This window comes from Paenibacillus sp. JCM 9796, assembly GCF_055379675.1.
Genome location: NZ_AP043723.1, coordinates 4,155,786 through 4,174,389, shown reverse-complemented (window position 1 = coordinate 4,174,389; position 18,604 = coordinate 4,155,786). Strand labels below are relative to the sequence as shown.

The window sequence follows — 18,604 nt, the reverse complement described above, 5'->3', positions numbered from 1 at the left end:
AATAGGCTCTCTCCCTCCGGCTGCCCTATTTTTATTTGATCAGGGCTGTTGACGACGCTTTCTTCCATGAATCTGATACGCCACAAACAAGCCGGATACAACCAGCATACCTGCCAGCATACCGATCGGGGCCTCGTCCCCGGTTTGAGGATTCACAACGGCCGATCCTTGACCCGCATTTGCAGATCCTGAAGATTTGGCGGCAGACACCGGAGCCGATTGGCCCGCTGCGGCCTTGTCCGCGCCAGACTTGCTGTTCTCGGCAGTTTTGCTTCCCTGTGAATTAGAAGCCGGTGCGCTGTTCTTCGTGGCCTCGGAGGGTTTGGCTGCTGCAGGCGGTTCGCTCTTGGCCGGTGCGGCTCCCGTGCTCTTGATCGTTTTTGGGTCAAAGATGAACCTGATCGTATAATCGTGATCATAATCAATATCCGGTACCGTCACGTGAATTTTCGAAATCAAAGGCTTGCTCAGATCATCGATCTTGAACTGAACCACCCGGGTATCTTCTTCGTTATCGCTTCTGATCACCTTCGCATCAGCGAAATCGCTGCCAGCCGGCGTTTTAAATACCGTGATCCATTTACTGTGGTTCAATTGAATCTGTGCCGTGATTTCTCCGCTTTTAACATTCAACAAAGCCGGCTTTTCGAAATAGTCGTTGGCCATGGATACAGAATCATTCTCCGCCTTCGTGATCACGTAGTCGATTCTGTATGCACCATCTGCCAAATCTGAAGCGGCTTGCGCAGCCGGCGAGATAACCAGTTGCAGTGCCCATAGCAGCGCGATGACAAAGGACGGCAAAGCTAACCTTCTTTTCATTTATCGTTCTTCCTCCATTTTCCTTGGATAAATTAATGACAAGATAATGATTATCATTCTCAATGATAGCTCAAAAAAAATGACGACTCAACATGATTCGAATCATTTCTACATCTCCCCTACCGAGACCGCTGCTTCAGCATCACAACACCTCGAACCTAAAAAAATGTGTCCACACGAGTCCAAAATTTTCCCAACGGCTTGATGATAGCTTAAGCTGCTAGAAAATGTCAACACTTTTCAGCATGGCTTAACGCCGTATAAATCCTCAAAATCAGATGTTTTCTTGATCTAATCTTTACTAATCGCTCAATAAGAAACTGTTTTCTTGCATGTTTTTGGATAATCATACCATAAAATATGTTGACAATGATATTCATTCTCATCTATTATTTTTTTATCAAGGATTGTCACAATTTGGTCACCAATGCGAGTTATACCGCTAAAGTGAAGTTCGAAGACGATTATCCTGTCATGATCCCGCTTAAACCTGTATAAACCACAAGGAGGAGTTAACCATGATCATTGTTACAAACACCTCTCACATTACGAATGGAGAAGCTCACAAGCTGATTGAGCGCTTTGACAAAGTAGGCAAAGTCGAGTATATGCAAGGATTTCTCGGTCTGGAAGTTCTTTTGACTGAAAACACGAAGGAATACGATGAAGTAACCGTCGTTACGCGCTGGAACTCGAAGGAAGACTTCAATGCGTGGACGCGCAGCGATGCTTTCCGGGAATCCCATTCTCATCGTGAGAAGCCCGATTACATCATCTCCAACAAAATTACGTTCTACGAGGTGAAAATTGTCCGCCATCCCATCGTTGCAGGAGACGCTTCTTTATCCGTTGGTTAATGCATAATGCACCCGTAACCGGGTGTACTGCAAAAAGGCCGAATCTCTCGATTCGACCTTTTTGTATCGCGGTTGATTGTCGTTATTTATTTGTCATTCCTTAATACCTGGTAGACATCCTTAATCATCATATACGTGTCGCCGTTCGTCAGCTCCTGCTTGTCCGCGATCGCTTCCACGGTAGCCGGAGTCAAGTAGCCTTTGCTCTGCAGCGCGCTGACTGCATTGTTCTCCGCGGCTTCAACTTTCAACAGCAGCGCCAGCATATAAGCGGCTTGATCCATCGTCACCGGCAGCTTCTTCGGATCGGAGCCCTTGGCGAGCGCGGCCGCCGGATTGCCCGTCATTACCGAAGGCTTGAATTTGCGCATGCCCTCGAGCATATTGACCATGCGCTGCTGGTTGCTCTTCGCATCGAGCGCAAAGTTGTTATCGTAGCCGCCCGTCGCCAAGCCAAGCGTGACGGCCGCCTTCAAGCCCTCATACGCTTTATGCTGCATGAACGGCTCCGGCTTGAGCTCGTACGGATTCAGTACCATGCCCTGCGCGCTCAACGTTTGGTGCAGCACGGCGATGGCTTCCTTAGAGGCGGCCATCTGCCGGAACGAAAGCTTCTGTTCGGCAGCGATCTTCACGGCCGCTCCGGCGGCTTCGCCGGCGGCCATGCCGACCGGAATGACGCGCGCCGTACCGTGCGGCAGCGAGTCATAGCTGGCAGCGCGGCCGACCACGAGCAGCCCGTCGACCTTCAGCGGCACGATGCTGCGGAACGGCACCGCGTACTGCTTCGGATCGGTAACGACCGCACCAGTATCCGCAGGAGACATACGCTGAATGTCGACCGGGTACTCGCCAAAAGCGATGCGATCCCACTGGTCGCGATTTTCCAGCACGTCCAGAATGCTCAACCGGTATTCCCCTTGAATGTGCCGCGTTTCGCGAACATACAGCTCCGGTGCCGTGGCATCGAGCTCGATGCCGGCGAATTCCGGATACTTCTCTTTCATGTAAGCGACGATGTTCGGCAGCTCGTTCTTCGCAAGCTCGAACGCTTCCGCTCTGGACTTGGCGTCCGTGCCGTCGATGCCGAAAACTTGCAGCGCATTGATCAGCATCGTATTGTCGTTCTGACGACCGATGTTCAGCCCCCGCATCGCGACCCGCTCTTTATTAAGCGGCGGATAATCCTTCATCTCCTTGTAGCCCCATGCGCTCATCGCATTGGCGCCTGTTCCCGCATCACCGTCATTCTCCAGACGCTCCTGCACTTTCTTCCACACATCCGGCGTAATGTTCTTCAGCCGGAACACGAGGGTTACCGCCATGCGCGCCTTCTTGTCGCCAAGGTCCTCGCGGCCCGTCGTATACGGAACGCCAGCCTGCGCGGCGATGTCGGCATCCTGCGTGGCATCGATCACCGCGCCCGCCTTAACGGTTTGCGTCGTGCCGTCCGCCAGCGTCAGCTTCAAGCCCGTCACCGTCTGAGCTGCGCCTCCCGCTTGCACGACCGGCTCCATCGCCTGTACCTTGAGCAGCACGTCGATATTTTTCTCCGCCGCCACCAGCTCGTTGAACGCATTCGCCGCCGTCACGACGTCGAACGAATCGCCTTCGATTTTACTGTACCAAGCGCTGAAAATACCTTGGTTCAGCACCTCGCGCTTGTGCAGAATGCTTTTCTCCGGTTCATAGTTCATGTCCAGACTGTTGAGCCAGCCCAGCGTCATTAAGCCGCCCAGCACGCCGCGATCGCGCCCGTCCACTAGCAGCGTCTTCAATCCGTTGCGCGAAGCCGAGACAGCGGCTGCGACGCCCTCCGGATCGGTGCCGGCTACGATGACGTCGTACTGCTCCTTCGGCGTTTTCACAGTTTGAACTTCCTGAAGCTTTTGTACTTGACCGGCTTTAACGTTCTGGACCGCCGCTTTCTTCTGCCATACGTAAAGTCCGCTTGCTGCCGCCGCGATCAATACGAGCGCCACGAGTACGCCTATGTAGCCCTTCAGACTTCCGCCCGAAGCATAATTGGAATTGCCCGCCATAATACACCTCTCGTACTAGAATAAAAAGTCCGTTTCAGCCCGGCTTCCGCCCCTTTTACATACGTAAGGCCACCTCAAAAGGTTTCAACATTCGCGCAAAAGCGACAACGCGCGGCCGCAAAGGGATAGGGCAGCCCTCAGCTCCCCTCCCTTTAAGCGCAACTTGCCTTCACGCCTTCAAGCCGTCAACTGCTGTTGCGCGCACTTGCTCATGCGCTTTCGAATCCCCCAGGCTTCGCCTTCCCAGTTTCGCCTTCCCTGCCGCAACTGTTACGATGGTGCGACGCCGAGCCCGTAGGCTTCGTCAAGCAGGCGAATTTTTTTCTCGATATACTCGCGGTATGCCTGGTTGTACGCCGCCGGCTCCTTGGGATTCGGGAAGCGCTCGATCCGCTGTTCGTACCCGTCCTCATGCTCCACCTTCGGAAACAGCACCTTGCTGACAGCGCCGCAGCCGAGGCCGATAATCGTCTGGCGTTCTTCCATCATGAGGATGTTGTACAAGCTCTCGTACCCTTTCAGCGCGTAGCCGACGTTCTCCTGATTGCCGAGAATGTTTTTCTGCCTGTACATGTAGTAAGGCACATAACCGCGGCGTTCCGTCCAATCCGATGTGAGCTTGATCATCTCGGTGATTTCGTCGCGCTCCGCCACCTCATACGCGTCTTTGTTCTTCGTCATGCGGGACGCCCGTTTGAACGACAGCGTATGGACGGTCAACGATTCCGGCATCAGCTTCCCGGTTTGTTCAAGCGTCCGTTCAAGCTCCGCCATCCCTTCGTTCGGCAATCCGATGATCAGGTCCATGTTGATATTGTTCATGCCAAGCCGGCGGGCCAGATTGAACTTCTCGATCGTCTCCGTCACCGTATGGTGGCGACCGATCGTATCGAGCGTCGCCTGCGTGAAGCTTTGCGGGTTGATGCTGATCCGGTCGACGCCAAACCGTTTCATCACTTCGATCTTATCCTCGGTGATCGTATCCGGCCGTCCGGCTTCCACCGTCAGCTCCCGCACGCGATCCATACCCGGGAACGCTTCGCGCATCGTCACGAATAACGATTCCATCTGCTCCGCCGTAATGCTCGTCGGCGTGCCGCCGCCCCAATAAATCGTCGTGATGCTCACGCCCGCCGCGCGCATCCAGCGGCCCATCTCGCGGATTTCGACGTGGAGCCCTTCCAGGAAAGCATCCACCGACCCTGTGTTCCCCCGGATATCGTAGGCGGGAAACGTGCAGTACGCGCACTTGGTCGGACAGAACGGAATTCCGATGTACACGCTCACCTCGCGATCGAGCCGGAACAAATCCGGGATGACGTTCAATTGCCGCTGCGCAATTTCGGCCAGCAGCTCGACCTTCGGTTCCGTCACGAGGTATTCGTCGCGCAGCACCTGCTTGCACGCCTCGATACTGTTGTTCTTCATCATCAGGTTGTGCATCAGCTTCGTGGGACGGACGCCGGTCAGCGTGCCCCAAGGCTGCTCCATGCCGGTGTACTCGCCAAGCACCTGCAGCAAAGCGTAGTTGGCCGCCCGCTTCGCGGTTCGTTTGTACCCTTCATCCCGCTGCGCTGCGGCGCGCGTGTGCGTCCATTCGCAGACAGTGCCGTCAGCCCGATCGGTCAGCTTCGCCTGCGCCGTCACATGCCCCCCGGCTTCGTCCACCCGCACTTCGATACGCAGATGCAGATCGGCGTCTTCCGACGGTTCGTACACCGTCTCCACCTCTTCAAAAAACAACTTGCCTATATGAAACGGCTCGCTCGCCTGCTCGCCGAATCCGACGCGTTCCAGCTCTATTTTCAACTTCATCTCGCCCTTCATTTAAAACTAGCCATAGTGTAGCACATTTGCCCCGGACTGGAAAAGAAATAGGCCGTTTTCGCAGCCTGCCTGCGAGAACGGCCTATTCGTCGTTAACGAAACGTCTTGCGCGGCGTTCGTTTCAATTGCTCGTGCGCGGAAGAGAATGTGGAGCTCATTTCGCCCGCCGTCCCCTCTGACGATAGAAGCGCCACTGCCTCTCCCATATGACCGAGAGCCGTGAACAGCTCCGGCATTGTCGCGATTTGTTCTTTCGGCGATCGGTACATACCGTGTGTCTCCTTCGGGTCCGTCTGGATGTGAGATTGCGTCCACACCTGTCAGGGTTCCCCAAAAGCGACTGCCTTATCCCTTTATGCCCCGGGCTTGCTCTCCACAATGAGCGTAACCGGCCCGTCGTTGACGAGCGATACGTCCATCATGGCGCCGAACTTGCCGGTTTCCACCTTCAGCCCTTGATCCCGCAGCAGCTCGTTAAATCGTTCGTACAGCGGTTCAGCCGTCTCCGGCCGGGCCGCCGCCATGAAATTCGGACGTTTTCCTTTACGGACATCGCCATACAGCGTAAATTGCGATACCGATAAGATTTGACCTCCGGTGTCCAGCACCGACAAGTTCATTTTTCCGGACTCGTCTTCAAAGATGCGCAGCCCCGCCACCTTCTCGGCGACATACCGGGCATCCTGCTCCGTGTCGCCTTCTGCGATGCCGACGAGCAGCACGAGCCCGGCGTCGATCCGTCCGACCGTAACACCGTCTACCGTTACCTGCGCCGCTTTGCTGCGCTGCAATACGACTTTCACTATGGTCTGCCCCGTTTCCTGTCCAAGTTAAGCCTGCATAATCCGCTGCACCGAATACACGTCCTTGACGCGTTTGATTTTCTCGACAACCGCATGCAGGTGATCGATATTGCGAATGAGAATCGTCATATGAATCATCGCCATCTTATTCTTATCCGAACGGCCCGACACGGCGGAAAGCACCGTCTTGCTTTCAGACACCGCCTGCAGCACCTCGTTCAACAATCCCCGGCGGTCGTGACCCGTAATTTCGATCTCGACGTTGTAGTTCGCCTCGACATCGTCCGCCCACTCCACGTCGATAACACGGTTGCCTTCGTCGCTGCATTCCGCCGAAGGAATGTTCGTACAGTCGGACCGGTGCACCGAGACGCCCCGTCCGCGTGTAATGTAGCCGATGATATAGTCCCCCGGCACCGGGTTGCAGCAGCGCGCAAAACGGACAAGCACGTTGTCCACGCCCTTGACTCTAACGCCGTTGGTCGGGCGCCCTTTGCGCTCCTTGTCCATGCCCGGCGCCCTCATCTCTTTCACTTCAGACGTGAGCTGAAGCGCCTGCTGCTGGGCTTCTTCCGCTTCCCTGCGCACTTTCTCCGTCAAGCGGGTCACAATCTGCGCCGCCGTAATGCCGCCGAAGCCGACCGCGGACAACATATCTTCGACCTCGTGGAAGTTGAACTTCTTCGCCACCTCGAGCATCTCGTCGTCTTTCATAACCACAGACGGCTCGAAGCCGAGTCGCTTCACTTCGCGCTCGATCATTTCGTGGCCCTTGATTACGTTTTCTTCGCGGCGTTCCTTCTTGAACCATTGCCGGATTTTCGTCCGGGCGTGCGACGACTGCGCAATTTTCACCCAATCCTGGCTCGGACCGTACGAATGCTTCGAGGTGAGAATCTCCACGATGTCGCCGGTCTTAATTTTATAGTCGAGCGGCACGATGCGTCCGTTCACTTTCGCGCCGATCGTCCGGTTGCCGACCTCCGTATGAATCCGGTATGCAAAATCGAGCGGCACAGACCCGGCCGGCAGCTCGATGACTTCACCCTTAGGCGTGAAGACGAACACGAGATCCGAGAAAAAGTCCATCTTCAACGACTCGACGAACTCGGAGGCGTCCTGCGCTTCATTTTGCAGCTCAATAATTTCGCGGATGAACTGCATCTTGTCTTCATAGCCCCCGGAAGGGACGTTGGTGCCCTCCTTATAGGCCCAATGCGCCGCTACCCCGTACTCGGACGTGCGATGCATCTCGAACGTGCGGATCTGCACCTCCAGCGGCTCCCCCTTCGGCCCAATGACGGTCGTATGGAGAGACTGGTACATATTCGGTTTCGGCATCGCGATGTAATCCTTGAAGCGGCCCGGCATCGGTTTCCACAACGTATGAATAATTCCGAGCGTGGCGTAGCAATCCTTGATATTGTCGACAATGATGCGCAAAGCAAGCAGGTCGTAAATTTCATTGAACTGCTTGTTGCGCGCGGTCATTTTCTTATAGATGCTGTAAATATGCTTGGGACGACCGGAAATATCGCCGTCGATACCCATTTCGTTCAGCTTTTCGCTGACGTTCTGAATGACATCATTGATGTATTGCTCGCGCTCGGTGCGTTTTTTCTGCATCAGGTTGACGATCCGGTAGTACTGCTGCGGATTCAAATAACGGAGGGCGATATCCTCCATCTCCCACTTGATCGCAGAAATCCCGAGACGATGCGCGATCGGGCAAAAAATTTCCAGCGTCTCGTCCGCGATCCGCCGCTGCGCTTCTTCCGACTGATGCTTCAAGGTGCGCATATTGTGCAGACGGTCGGCGAGTTTGATCAAAATGACGCGTATATCCTGAGCCATCGCGACGAACATTTTACGATAGTTCTCGTTCTGGTGTTCTTCTTTACTCTTGAATTTGATCTTCTCCAGCTTCGTTAAGCCGTCGACGATCATCGCACAGGTTGCCCCGAATTTCTCACGTACGGTTTCGAGCGAGACGGTCGTATCCTCCACCACGTCATGAAGCAGCGCGGCAATAATGGAGATCGTATCCATTTGCATGTTGACCAAAATTTCCGCTACCGCGAGCGGATGCAAAATATACGGTTCGCCCGACTTGCGCACTTGACCGTAATGGGCTTGGTCGGCAAATTCGTAGGCTTCCCGGATTCGAGTGAGATCCTGTTCTTTGATATAACTGGATGCCTTCTCAAGAAGCTGCTCTATCCCCATCGGTCTATCCATTCCCTTAATTCGATTTTAATCCATTATGCCCTTGAACCGGGCCCTGCGTCAAGAATTTACGGGACAAACCGACATTTTGCGCGGATTCCGCTCAGCCTTGCCGTAAGCGGTCACAGTCCGCTCACTCGGCTCAGCCTTCTCGCGCCCCGTGCTTGCCTATACGAATGCGCGTCAAGGCGCTGTCGATCTGCAGCAGCCGTTCGTCCAACGCGCGTTCGGCCGCATCCCCGCCGCCTGCTCCCGTCTGAACGGCAAAAAGCGCTTCCAGCTTCTTTCTTTCCTTCAGGAGGGCGTCATTTAACTGTATCGATGGAGCGTTTACATGGCGGCTCATGGTATTCATCATCGTCATGACTCCTTTGGCGGACTGGGGTAAGTTTTTTGTCTGGCTGACGCTCCAGGGCGCTTGTACTTTCTTACCCCATACCTATGGAAACTGACGCAGCAAGCTGCCTGTCACTTGCGCTGAACCCCTGCATGGGTGTGCAGAGCAGGACGGGTGCGAGGGGCCGGCCTGCACAATACGACCTTCTGCGAGATCAAAAAAGAGGCCCCGGAGGGCCCCGCGATTAATATTGGATGAGTGAAAATATTTCCGCACCGTCCAGTTTTTCTCTACCGTTCAGTTCGAGCAGCTCGATCAGAAACGCTGCCCCTACCACTTCTCCGCCCAACTGCTTCACCAAATTGATCGAGGTCGCGATTGTGCCGCCCGTAGCGAGCAGATCATCGGCGATCAACACTTTTTGCCCAGGCGCAATAGCGTCTTTATGCATCGCCAGCTTATCTTTGCCGTATTCGAGCGCATAATCGGCTTCAATCGTTTCACCGGGCAGTTTACCGCTTTTGCGGATCGGCACGAAGCCGACGCCAAGCGCAATCGCGAGCGGCGCTCCGATAACGAAGCCGCGGGCTTCAGGCCCTGCGATCAGATCGATTTGTTTGCCCTGCAAACGCTCGGTCAGCTGCCCAATGACCTCTCGATAAGCCTGGCCGTTCTTCAATAACGTCGTAATGTCCTTAAAGCTGATGCCAGGCTGCGGGAAATCATTAATAACCCGGATATAATCTTTGAAATTCATACAATTTCCTCCAATAAGGTTTCTCTCGGTTGGTATTCCATTAATTTATCCAACAATTCTTTAGCGGATGAGTACAGCATCGCTTGCTCCACGTCCGGACGCTTCATCCGCGCGCGGTACAACAAGGAGGCGGATAAATCTTTCTTCGTCGCCGATGGGACTAAGCGGTAACCGTCGGCCGTCGGTTCGGCCAGTCCAAGCTCAGCGAAGACCTCCATCATAAACCGGACGAGCGCGGGCGAAAGCCCGGCTCGTTTGGCGATCGCCTGGCAATAACCGGTGCGCGGCGTTTCGTTCTTCTCCAGCCACACTGCGGCGCCGTACACCGTCTTGAACATATCCCGGCCTGGCATGACACCGGCCTGCCGGTCGCTGTCCGTATCGCCGTACACGGCGTAATATCGCTCGACCGCGCCGGCTTGCGAGCCGAGCGCTTCGATTTGTTCCATCGTATCGGGAATCGAGAACAGGACGATATCGCGCGCTTCGGATATAGAGAACTTGCGCGCAAGCTCGTTCTGCGGGTGAAATCTGGCTGAGATGTCGACCGTCCACAACGCCGTATCCGCGCTGAACGGCTTCAAAGCTTCGGGCAGCGAGCTGCCGAACGAAACGACCGCAGCCGGCCAATTGCCGGACGCCGCCTGCGCGGGTTTACGCTTCAGTTTCTCCAGCAGCTCGGCTACTTTACGTTCAGGCTTGGCCGCACCCCGCCAATCGAACAGCTGAACGGTCGGCACTCTCAAATCCTGAATCATAATTTGCGGACGCCGGACGCCGTTCCATTCGTTGACCGACAGCTCGCCGAGCACATCCAGGGTGGCGGACGCCGGGGAAATCCATTCCGACAGCGACCCTTTCCCAAAGCCGACCGCTTCCACCGCAGCCGCCGATTCACGGGCGCCGCTTTGCAGCGACAGCTTCAAATGCTGATGCTCCTTCCCGATCGTACGCATCTCATTCAAGGCAAGCCCCGTGAACAACAAACGGGGAGACGGATTGCCTGCGCCGAACGGACCGAGCTGCTCCAGCTGGCGGATGTTCTCCAGGTTAATATCTTCAAAAGCGCAAACAAGGTCGGCATGCAGCAGCGGCATGTAATCCTCCGCAGTCAGCCACTCTGCCGCCAGTTTGCACAACCGCTCGCCCAGTTCCGGTAAATTTCCGGCTTCCAGCGTCATTCCCGCAGCCATCTGATGCCCGCCGAAATGATCCATCAGATCGTCGCAGTGCGTCAAAGCCCGGTACATATCGAAGCCCGCGATCGACCGCGCCGATCCTTTGGCCATACCGGTTTCCTTATCGATGCCGAGAATGATCGTCGGCCTGTAGTAACGGTCGACCATCTTCGAAGCCACGATGCCGATGACGCCGACGTTCCAGCCTTCTTGGGCAAGCACGATCGCTTTGGGCAATTCTCCGGCCGCTGCTATAAGCTCCTCTACCATGGCGACGGCCTGCTTCGTCATGTCGTCAACGATGCGCTGACGCTCCTTGTTGAGCTGATCCAGCTCGTTCGCCAGCTGCTCGGCCTCCTGCTCGTTCGCGGTAGTCAGCAGTTGAACGGCCGCATCGGCGCTGAGCAGCCTGCCGCTCGCATTGATGCGGGGCGCAAGCGAGAACCCGATATGCGTCGAGTTTACTTCCTTGACCGCGACGCCGGCGACGCCCAGCAGTGCGCGAATGCCGGCACAGGAAGTCGCTCGCATACGCTCCAGCCCTTGCTTCACCATGATCCGGTTCTCGCCGGTTAGCGGCATTAAATCGGCGATGGTGCCGATCGCCACGTATTCGAGCAGTTCCTCCGGCAGGCGGCCGAGCAGCGCTTGCGCGAGCTTGAAAGCGACCCCGACCCCGGCCAGATGCTTATACGGGTACGGACAATCCGGCTTCTTCGGATTGACCAGCGCATAAGCGGCCGGCAGCTGCTCGGGCGGCTCATGATGATCGGTGACGATGATATCGATGCCGAGCGATGCGGCATAAGCCACCTGCTCGATGGCGCTAATACCGGTGTCTACGGTCACGATCAAGCCGATTCCCTGCGCCTTTGCCGCATCCAGGGCAGCCTTATTCAAGCCGTATCCTTCATGAACACGGTGCGGGATATACGTATCGAACGAACAATCGAGCTGGTTCAGCAAGTGCACCATCAGCGACGTGCTGCTCACGCCGTCCGCATCGTAATCGCCGTAAACCCGAATCTTCTCGCCATCGCGAATGGCGCGGCGTATCCGCTCCACAGCCCGGTCCATGCCGTCCAGAAGAAACGGATCATGGGTGCGATCCGTCCCGCCATGTAAATACTCAGCCGCATGTTCGATGTCGGTTATCCCCCGAACCGCCAGCAAACGCGAGAGCAGCGGAGACAGCTGTAAGCTTTGCGCAATCGTCTGAGCTTGCTCCTCTTCCAGTTTACCGACGTTCCATCTTGCTTTAGCCTGAAGCATACGGGCTGTTCCTCCCTATCCCTCCGTTAATGAAGCAGCGTCGGCATGTCATCGTGCCCGGCATCCGTGCTCTTGTACGGATAGCCCGGATCGTACGGATTAACCTGCACGTAAACGTCCGATACGTGGATGAACCGTTTCATTAACGTTTGTTTCACTGTCTTTGCTATCTCATGTCCTTCAAGAATCGTAATTCTCGGATTGACGCTGATCGTCATATCGACGATTACGTAATGCCCGTGTTCTTTCGCCTGCAAATCGTCGATGGAAATGACCCCCTTCACCCGCTGCACCGTATCGAACAGTTCGCGCGAATCTTCCTGGCGCAGCACGCGGTCGGTCGAATGTTGCACCGCTTCCATCATATAGCGGTAGGCCAGGCGCATCACCAGCACCGCAATGAGCAGTCCGGCAATCGGGTCCAAATAATACAGCAAAGGCATCCCTATGTAATGGCCGAGCATCGCTCCCCCAATGCCGATGAAAGCGACGATGGACGAGTAAATGTCGGAACGGTGTTCCCAGGCTCTCGCGATCACCGCCTGGCTCCCGATTTTTTTGCCAACCCTGTATTGATATTGAAACATCGCTTCTTTAATGACAATGGATAAAGCGATAATGACGAACGCCAGCCGGTCCGGTGCTTGCGGAGCTTCTTGACTTAAAGATTTCACGGTGGCGATAACGATCTCTACACCGATCACCGTCGCAAGCACGGATAAAAGGATCGAAACGATCGGACCGCCCGCGCGATGTCCGCGGATTCCGGCGATGGCGCCGGCCGTATCCGATGCCGAATGCAAGGCGTCCGCCAGGAGCGCCTTGCTGTGCGTCGTCATTCCGGCGACGCCTTTCAACACCGTTAATCCCAGATTAACCCCGATTCCGACCCACAGGCCGATTGCAGCTCGTTTCTTATGTTCCTCCGTCATGGGGCACTCCTCCATGAAAGTGATTATCGTTCGATGAAAGACAAGAAATATGTACCGGATAAAAGGGCGAAGCCGCCGCATATTGCCTTGTTGCGGCGGCCATGGCATTGCTTACGCGGCGGCTTTCTTCTTGGATCCGACAGCTTTGTTTTTTAATTCATACCACAGCGGTCCGGCGATACAGACCGAAGAGTAAGCGCCGCTCGTCAAGCCGATAATTTTCGCGAGGGCGAACAGCTTGATCGCCGGGCTGCCGAGAACGAGCAAACACACCGCGGCAATCAAGACGGTAATAACGGTATTGATGTTCCGTTTCATCGTTTGCCAAATACTGTCGTTCAACAGACCGGCCACGTCTTCGGTCGATTTCAGCTTGGCAAAGCGGAGGTTTTCCCGGACGCGGTCGAAAATTACGATTTTATCGTTAATCGAATACCCGATCGTAGTCAAAATCGCCGCCATAAACGGCAGATTCACTTCAAAACGGAAGATCGCGAAGAAGCTGATAACCACAAACGCATCGTGCAGAATCGCAATGATCGAAGCGATCGCGAACCGCCATTCGAACCGTATGGTCACATACAAACAAATCGCAAGGCTGGCCGCGCCAATCGCGAAGAGCGCTTTGTTCTTCTGCTCGATCGCCATATCCGGCGTGACGGTGTTTACTTCTTGCGAGACGTCGCTGCCGTAAACGGCCACAAAGCTCTCCTTAATCTTCTTCACCGTATCGTCGGTCAGAATGTCGTTAAACCGGACGGACAACCGGTTGTTATTGTCTCCGCCAAGGGTCAGGATGGCCGGCTCGGTACCGTTCGACTTGAGCAGCTCTTCCGCTTTCGCCCGATCGATCGATTGGCTGGCCGATATATCCATCGAGGTGCCGGCCCGGAAATCGACACCGTAATTCAACCCCTTAAACATCAGCATGCATGCGCCCAGCGCGCAAATAATCAGGGAAGCGATATAAAAATATTTCCGGTTTTTGACAAAGTCAAAATAATTTTTAAATGCAGAGTTGTTTTTAAAGGGCACGAATTTCCGACTCCTTTACGCCATAGTAAGTAGGCTTTTTAAATACGTTGGCGCGAATCAGCAAGACGAGCAGGAACCGCGCAAGGAAGACGTTCGTTACGACACTCAAGGCGATGCTCAGCATATTCGTCAGCGCAAAGCCCCGAATGGCTCCGTTCCCGATGTAAAAAAGGACGGCGCCTGCAATAATATTCGTAATGTTCGCATCCATGATCGTCCGGAAGGAATGCTTCGAGCCCGATTTCAGCGAGGACAAGATGCTTTTGCCGCTGCGGATTTCTTCTTTGATCCGCTCGGCCGTAATGATATTGGCGTCGACCGCCATCCCGATCCCCAGGATGAAGGCTGCGATGCCGGGAAGCGTCAAGGTCGCATGAATCAGATTGAATACGAGCAGCAGCAGCCAGGCGTATGTAATAATCGTAATCGAGGCGACCAAGCCCGGAATCCGGTAAAAGAAGAGCATAAACAACAAGATGAGAACTGAGCCGACAAGCCCCGCCTTCACCGTCTCCTGCAGCGACAGCTGGCCAAGCGAAGCGCCTACGCTTTGTGTATATTTCTCGGTGAGCTTCAGCGGAAGCGCACCCAAATTAATCGTATCGGCCAGTTTCTTCGCTTCGTCGAATGTAAAGTTACCGGTAATCGTCGCTTTGCCGTCCGTCAGCACCTGCTGCACGATCGGAGAGGAAAGCGGCGTTTCGTCCAAATAAATCGACATCGGTTGACCGAGCAGCTTCTCGGTAACCTTGCGGAATTTCTCTTTGTCTTTAACCTCGATTTGAATCATAGCCCGGTTCGTTTGGTCGAACTGGACTTTGGCCGCGTTCTCGACGAAGTCGCTTCCGATCAATTCCTTCGTTCCGTCCGGACCCCGGAAAGTGAGCTGCGCCGGCTCTTTAATCACCTTGCGCACTTCTTCTTCATTGCTGACCCCTGGAAATTTAACGCGAATCCTGTCGGATCCTTCAGTTGTAACCTCCGGCTCCGTAACGCCCAAAGCGTTCGCGCGCTGCTCCAGGCTGAGCGCCGTTTGGTTAAGAGACTCTCTCGTTACCGGCTTCCCGGCCTCGATCGGCTCCGCTACATACAAAATCTCAAATCCGCCTTTCAAGTCGAGACCGAGCTTGATGTTCTTCACCAGCTGCGGGCTCGTCACTCCAACCGATGCAAATACGATCAGAACTATCGCGACAAATGCGACGATGCGTTTGATGTCCATAACGATCTCCTTCCACCCTCAATAGTCCTATTATACCCACCTGCGAAAATCGAGTCAATTTGCCATCGATCGCCAAAAAGCCCGTTAAACGGGCCCCGGAAAACTCGGGTATGCCTCTTATCTCAAGGCGGATGCGGAAAGCCTGGAAATCAGCAAAAGACTCCCGCTACCGGAAACGGGAGTCTTTGTATATGCTCATCGTCATCCAATTCATAAACGAAGTGACTTTTAACGACAAAATATCATTGACGATCCGGTGCAGCGGCGGCACGCCTTGCTTCTGATACTTATCGCTGACGCACTCCCAAACTTCTTGCCCGGTCACATGCTCATAGCCCAGCATCCGAAACTCCTGCGCCTTGCTTTTGCAAAGATCCTCGATCATCAGATTAAGCTCGTTCTCGTCCATCTCTGCCGCCGGGTCGTCTTCGGCATAGCCGTCTTCACGCGTCCCGGCCGGCGGTCCGGCAAGCTCTTCCTCCGCGCCCGCAGCCACGCCGATTCCGGGGTCTCCCGGAGCTGGCTCCGGCTCCGCAGCCGCCTCCGCCGTCCCGGCCGTCAGCTCCTGCGCATCTTTAACCGATGTCGCGGCCGCCGTCTCCTGGGAATAGAACAGCTCCATATACGGAACTTCCTGGTCCTTGCCGATATCGCGATTCTCCTCAGGCTTCTCCATCGAACGATCCGGTTCGATATCCGGCGATTCAGGCGATTCCGGGTTCGTCCCGGCGCTGCGATCCTCATATTGCTTGCCGTCTGTCATCCATAACCCCTCCCGGTGCGCAGCCTGCTCATGTTGTATGTAATTCGCTGTGCAACGCTTATTTCCTTCTTCGTCTCCTACAGGGCTTGTATAAAAATGTGTGCATGCGCCCGGACAGGTCCGGCATATCCATTAATAAATAAACCGACGTGGGAAAAGAGGTTATGGCATTGACCAAACAATCATTTATCAAAGGGACGATGATTCTTCTCGCTGCCGGTATTATCAACCGCATTCTGGGCTTCATCCCGCGTATGACGCTGCCGCGGGTCATCGGGCCCGAAGGCATCGGGTTATACCAGATGGGATGGCCTTTTCTCATTGTCATTCTAACGATCGTCACGGGCGGCATTCCGGTTGCGGTGGCCAAGCTTGTAGCCGCTGCCGAAGCCGAGGGCAATGAAGCCCGGGTGAAAAGTATTTTTCGCATCGCGCTTGCCGTCGCCACCGTGTTAGGTCTCTTTTTCACAGGGGTCATTTATATAGGGGCGCGCTGGATTACCGATCATTTGTTCACCGACCCGAGAGTGTACTATACGTTTCTATGCATGACGCCTATCGTGCCGCTTGTTGCCGTATCCTCCGTGCTCCGCGGTTACTTTCAAGGGCGGCAGAACATGATTCCGACCGCCGTTTCGCAGGTGATGGAAACGCTCGTCCGCATCGTGGCCGTACTGGCATTCGCCTATGCCATGCTGCCCTACGGCCTCGCCTATGCGGCGGCGGGAGCGATGGCCGGCGTACTGGCCGGGGAAATTTGCGCCACGCTCGTGCTTGTGTTTCTGTACAAAAGAGAGCGTCTGACTCCCGAAAGAGGACCGATTCTCGCCCAAATCGGGACAACCCGCCGTCTGTCCCGCATGGCCAACCTGAAACAGCTGCTTAAGCTGGCGCTCCCGGTAACGGGGAGCAAGCTCATCGGCTCGGGTTCTTACTTCCTTGAATCGATTCTGATCGTGCAAAGCCTGGCGCTTGCCGGCCTTGCTACGACCGTCGCAACGGCGCAGTACGGCGCTCTGCAGGGGATGATCATTCCCGTGCTCATGCTGCCGGGCGCGTTGACATACTCGCTTGCCGTCTCTCTCGTTCCTTCGCTTTCGGAAGCCGCGGCGCGCGGCGATATGAAGACGATCCATATGCGCCTGCGCCAGTCGCTCAAGCTGGCTCTCGTCACGGGCGCACCGTTCGCCGTTCTGATGTATGTGCTCGCGGAACCGATCTGCGCATACATGTATGCCCAGCCCGGCATCGCCTCGATGCTGAGAATGATGGCTCCGGCCGCCTTGTTCATCTACTTTCAAGCTCCGCTTCAAGCCGCTCTGCAGGCGCTGGACAAACCCGGAGCGGCGCTCGTCAATACGCTGATCGGCTCCGCAGTCAAGCTCTCGTTGATTTATGCGTTGGCGAGCCGTCCCGAATTCGGTATTCTGGGTGCGATTGTCGCCATTACCGTCAATATTATGCTCGTGACGATTCTTCACGGTCACAGCGTTGTCAAGCTGCTGAAATTCCGGATGGTGTCAGGCGACTTTCTCAAGGTCGGGGTATGCATGGCGGGCACAGGCTGGGCCAGCACCGTGGTTATGCACTCGTCCTGGATCGACGACGGCCTGCTGCGATTTCTGGCCTCCTGCTGCACGGGCATGACGCTGTACGTGCTGCTCGCGTTGGTTACCCGCCTGATCGAACGCGACGACTTGTTCCGCATGATCTGGCTCGGCAAGCGTTTCGTCAAATAAGCGTACTAAGCGTCCCTCGTTATCTCTTCTTATCGATAAACCATTTGCCGCGATGGTCGACCGAGCAGAAGAACACATCTTTAAAGTCGTTAATCCCTCTCGACTGCAGTTCCCGCTTCAGCCAAAACCGGGTTTTGCCCAGCTTGGTTAAACTCTCGTCCTGTACCCGTCCGTCCATAATGAGCGGCAGCGGCAGGCCTTCGTAGCGAAAGACCGGCTTCCGATCGCCGTCGCCCGGCGAAGATGGGGGATCGGAACTTTTCTCGGTGACCGTCAGTTTTCCGGAAGGTTCCAAAATGGCGAATTCCACGTCCGCCAGGTTCATCACTTTATTTTCGCGAAGCTGCAGCAGCAAATCGTCCAGATTGTAGCGCTGACGCTTCATCTCCGAACGGTCCAGCTTGCCTTTGTCAACAATGGTGGCCGGGCTGCCTTCCACCCAGCGGCGAAGTTTCTCGCTCTTCAGCGAGAAGAAGGCGATAATCAATTGAATCACCACCAGCGTCGCCATCGGCAGAATGCCTTCGAGCATCGGTTTGCTGACGTCCTCGACCACGAATACCGCGATTTCCGCGATCATGATCGAGATGACAAGGTCGAAAACGGACAGCTTGCCGATCTCCCTTTTACCCATAATGCGCATCGTCAAGAACACAATGATGTAAACCAGTATGGTCCGTAGAAAAAGGATCAACAACTCCAAGCGACATTCCTCCCCGCAGTCGGTTCCATGGGTATTTTGACCTTGGAGAGGAACCCTCATTCGGGAGAAATGTTGGTAACGGGACCTGT

General features: G+C 55.1%; 16 protein-coding genes. 2 read left to right on the top strand and 14 right to left on the bottom strand.

Annotated features, from left to right (window positions below; translation table 11 throughout):
• Positions 1–39: 39 nt before the first annotated feature.
• Positions 40–822: a heme uptake protein IsdC gene (gene isdC, locus ACZ439_RS20185; RefSeq protein WP_054797610.1), complete on the bottom strand. Its 783-nt coding sequence runs from the start codon at positions 820–822 to the stop codon at positions 40–42.
• A gap of 518 nt (positions 823–1,340) precedes the next feature.
• Between isdC and isdG the strand changes: the two genes are divergently transcribed.
• Positions 1,341–1,679, top strand: coding sequence for a heme oxygenase (isdG, locus tag ACZ439_RS20180; protein WP_054797609.1), 339 nt, complete (start codon positions 1,341–1,343; stop codon positions 1,677–1,679).
• Between the two features lie 86 nt (positions 1,680–1,765).
• Here isdG and ACZ439_RS20175 read toward each other — a convergent pair whose 3' ends face one another.
• The 12 genes from ACZ439_RS20175 to ACZ439_RS20120 form a co-directional block, all read right to left on the bottom strand.
• Positions 1,766–3,721 carry an FAD-dependent oxidoreductase gene (locus ACZ439_RS20175; protein WP_054797608.1) on the bottom strand — a complete coding sequence of 652 codons (1,956 nt, stop codon included), beginning with the start codon at positions 3,719–3,721 and terminating at the stop codon, positions 1,766–1,768.
• A 270-nt stretch (positions 3,722–3,991) separates the two neighbouring features.
• Entirely contained in the window at positions 3,992–5,536 is a 1,545-nt protein-coding gene (locus tag ACZ439_RS20170) for a coproporphyrinogen III oxidase (RefSeq protein ID WP_155613772.1), read from the bottom strand.
• A gap of 104 nt (positions 5,537–5,640) precedes the next feature.
• A complete protein-coding gene (locus ACZ439_RS20165) occupies positions 5,641–5,817 on the bottom strand; it encodes a hypothetical protein (protein ID WP_155613771.1) in 177 nt (58 codons plus the stop codon).
• 84 nt (positions 5,818–5,901) lie between these two features.
• On the bottom strand, positions 5,902–6,351 hold the full coding sequence (gene dtd, locus ACZ439_RS20160; RefSeq protein WP_054797607.1) for a D-aminoacyl-tRNA deacylase: 450 nt from the start codon (positions 6,349–6,351) through the stop codon (positions 5,902–5,904).
• A gap of 27 nt (positions 6,352–6,378) precedes the next feature.
• Positions 6,379–8,577: a RelA/SpoT family protein gene (locus ACZ439_RS20155; RefSeq protein WP_127607076.1), complete on the bottom strand. Its 2,199-nt coding sequence runs from the start codon at positions 8,575–8,577 to the stop codon at positions 6,379–6,381.
• 142 nt (positions 8,578–8,719) lie between these two features.
• Positions 8,720–8,935: a hypothetical protein gene (locus tag ACZ439_RS20150; protein ID WP_054797606.1), complete on the bottom strand. Its 216-nt coding sequence runs from the start codon at positions 8,933–8,935 to the stop codon at positions 8,720–8,722.
• A 223-nt stretch (positions 8,936–9,158) separates the two neighbouring features.
• Positions 9,159–9,671: an adenine phosphoribosyltransferase gene (locus tag ACZ439_RS20145; RefSeq protein WP_054799929.1), complete on the bottom strand. Its 513-nt coding sequence runs from the start codon at positions 9,669–9,671 to the stop codon at positions 9,159–9,161.
• Complete coding sequence (recJ, locus tag ACZ439_RS20140) at positions 9,668–12,121, bottom strand: single-stranded-DNA-specific exonuclease RecJ (RefSeq protein WP_054797605.1); 2,454 nt, start codon at positions 12,119–12,121, stop codon at positions 9,668–9,670. Before recJ ends, ACZ439_RS20145 begins: the two co-directional genes overlap by 4 nt.
• A gap of 26 nt (positions 12,122–12,147) precedes the next feature.
• A complete protein-coding gene (locus ACZ439_RS20135; protein ID WP_155613769.1) occupies positions 12,148–13,053 on the bottom strand; it encodes a cation diffusion facilitator family transporter in 906 nt (301 codons plus the stop codon).
• A 111-nt stretch (positions 13,054–13,164) separates the two neighbouring features.
• Positions 13,165–14,088, bottom strand: coding sequence for a protein translocase subunit SecF (gene secF, locus ACZ439_RS20130; protein ID WP_127607070.1), 924 nt, complete (start codon positions 14,086–14,088; stop codon positions 13,165–13,167).
• Positions 14,078–15,310, bottom strand: coding sequence for a protein translocase subunit SecD (gene secD / locus ACZ439_RS20125; RefSeq protein ID WP_127607068.1), 1,233 nt, complete (start codon positions 15,308–15,310; stop codon positions 14,078–14,080). Before secD ends, secF begins: the two co-directional genes overlap by 11 nt.
• Before the next feature lie 166 nt (positions 15,311–15,476).
• On the bottom strand, positions 15,477–16,073 hold the full coding sequence (locus tag ACZ439_RS20120) for a post-transcriptional regulator (RefSeq protein ID WP_306439340.1): 597 nt from the start codon (positions 16,071–16,073) through the stop codon (positions 15,477–15,479).
• A 170-nt stretch (positions 16,074–16,243) separates the two neighbouring features.
• On the opposite strand from ACZ439_RS20120, the gene spoVB reads away from it, so the two are divergent.
• Positions 16,244–17,812, top strand: a complete 1,569-nt coding sequence (gene spoVB / locus ACZ439_RS20115; protein WP_464620081.1) for a stage V sporulation protein B — start codon at positions 16,244–16,246, stop codon at positions 17,810–17,812.
• Positions 17,813–17,831: 19 nt separating this feature from the next.
• On the opposite strand, the gene ACZ439_RS20110 is transcribed toward spoVB, so the two are convergent.
• Complete coding sequence (locus ACZ439_RS20110) at positions 17,832–18,515, bottom strand: DUF421 domain-containing protein (RefSeq protein WP_054797604.1); 684 nt, start codon at positions 18,513–18,515, stop codon at positions 17,832–17,834.
• Between the last annotated feature and the right edge of the window lie 89 nt (positions 18,516–18,604).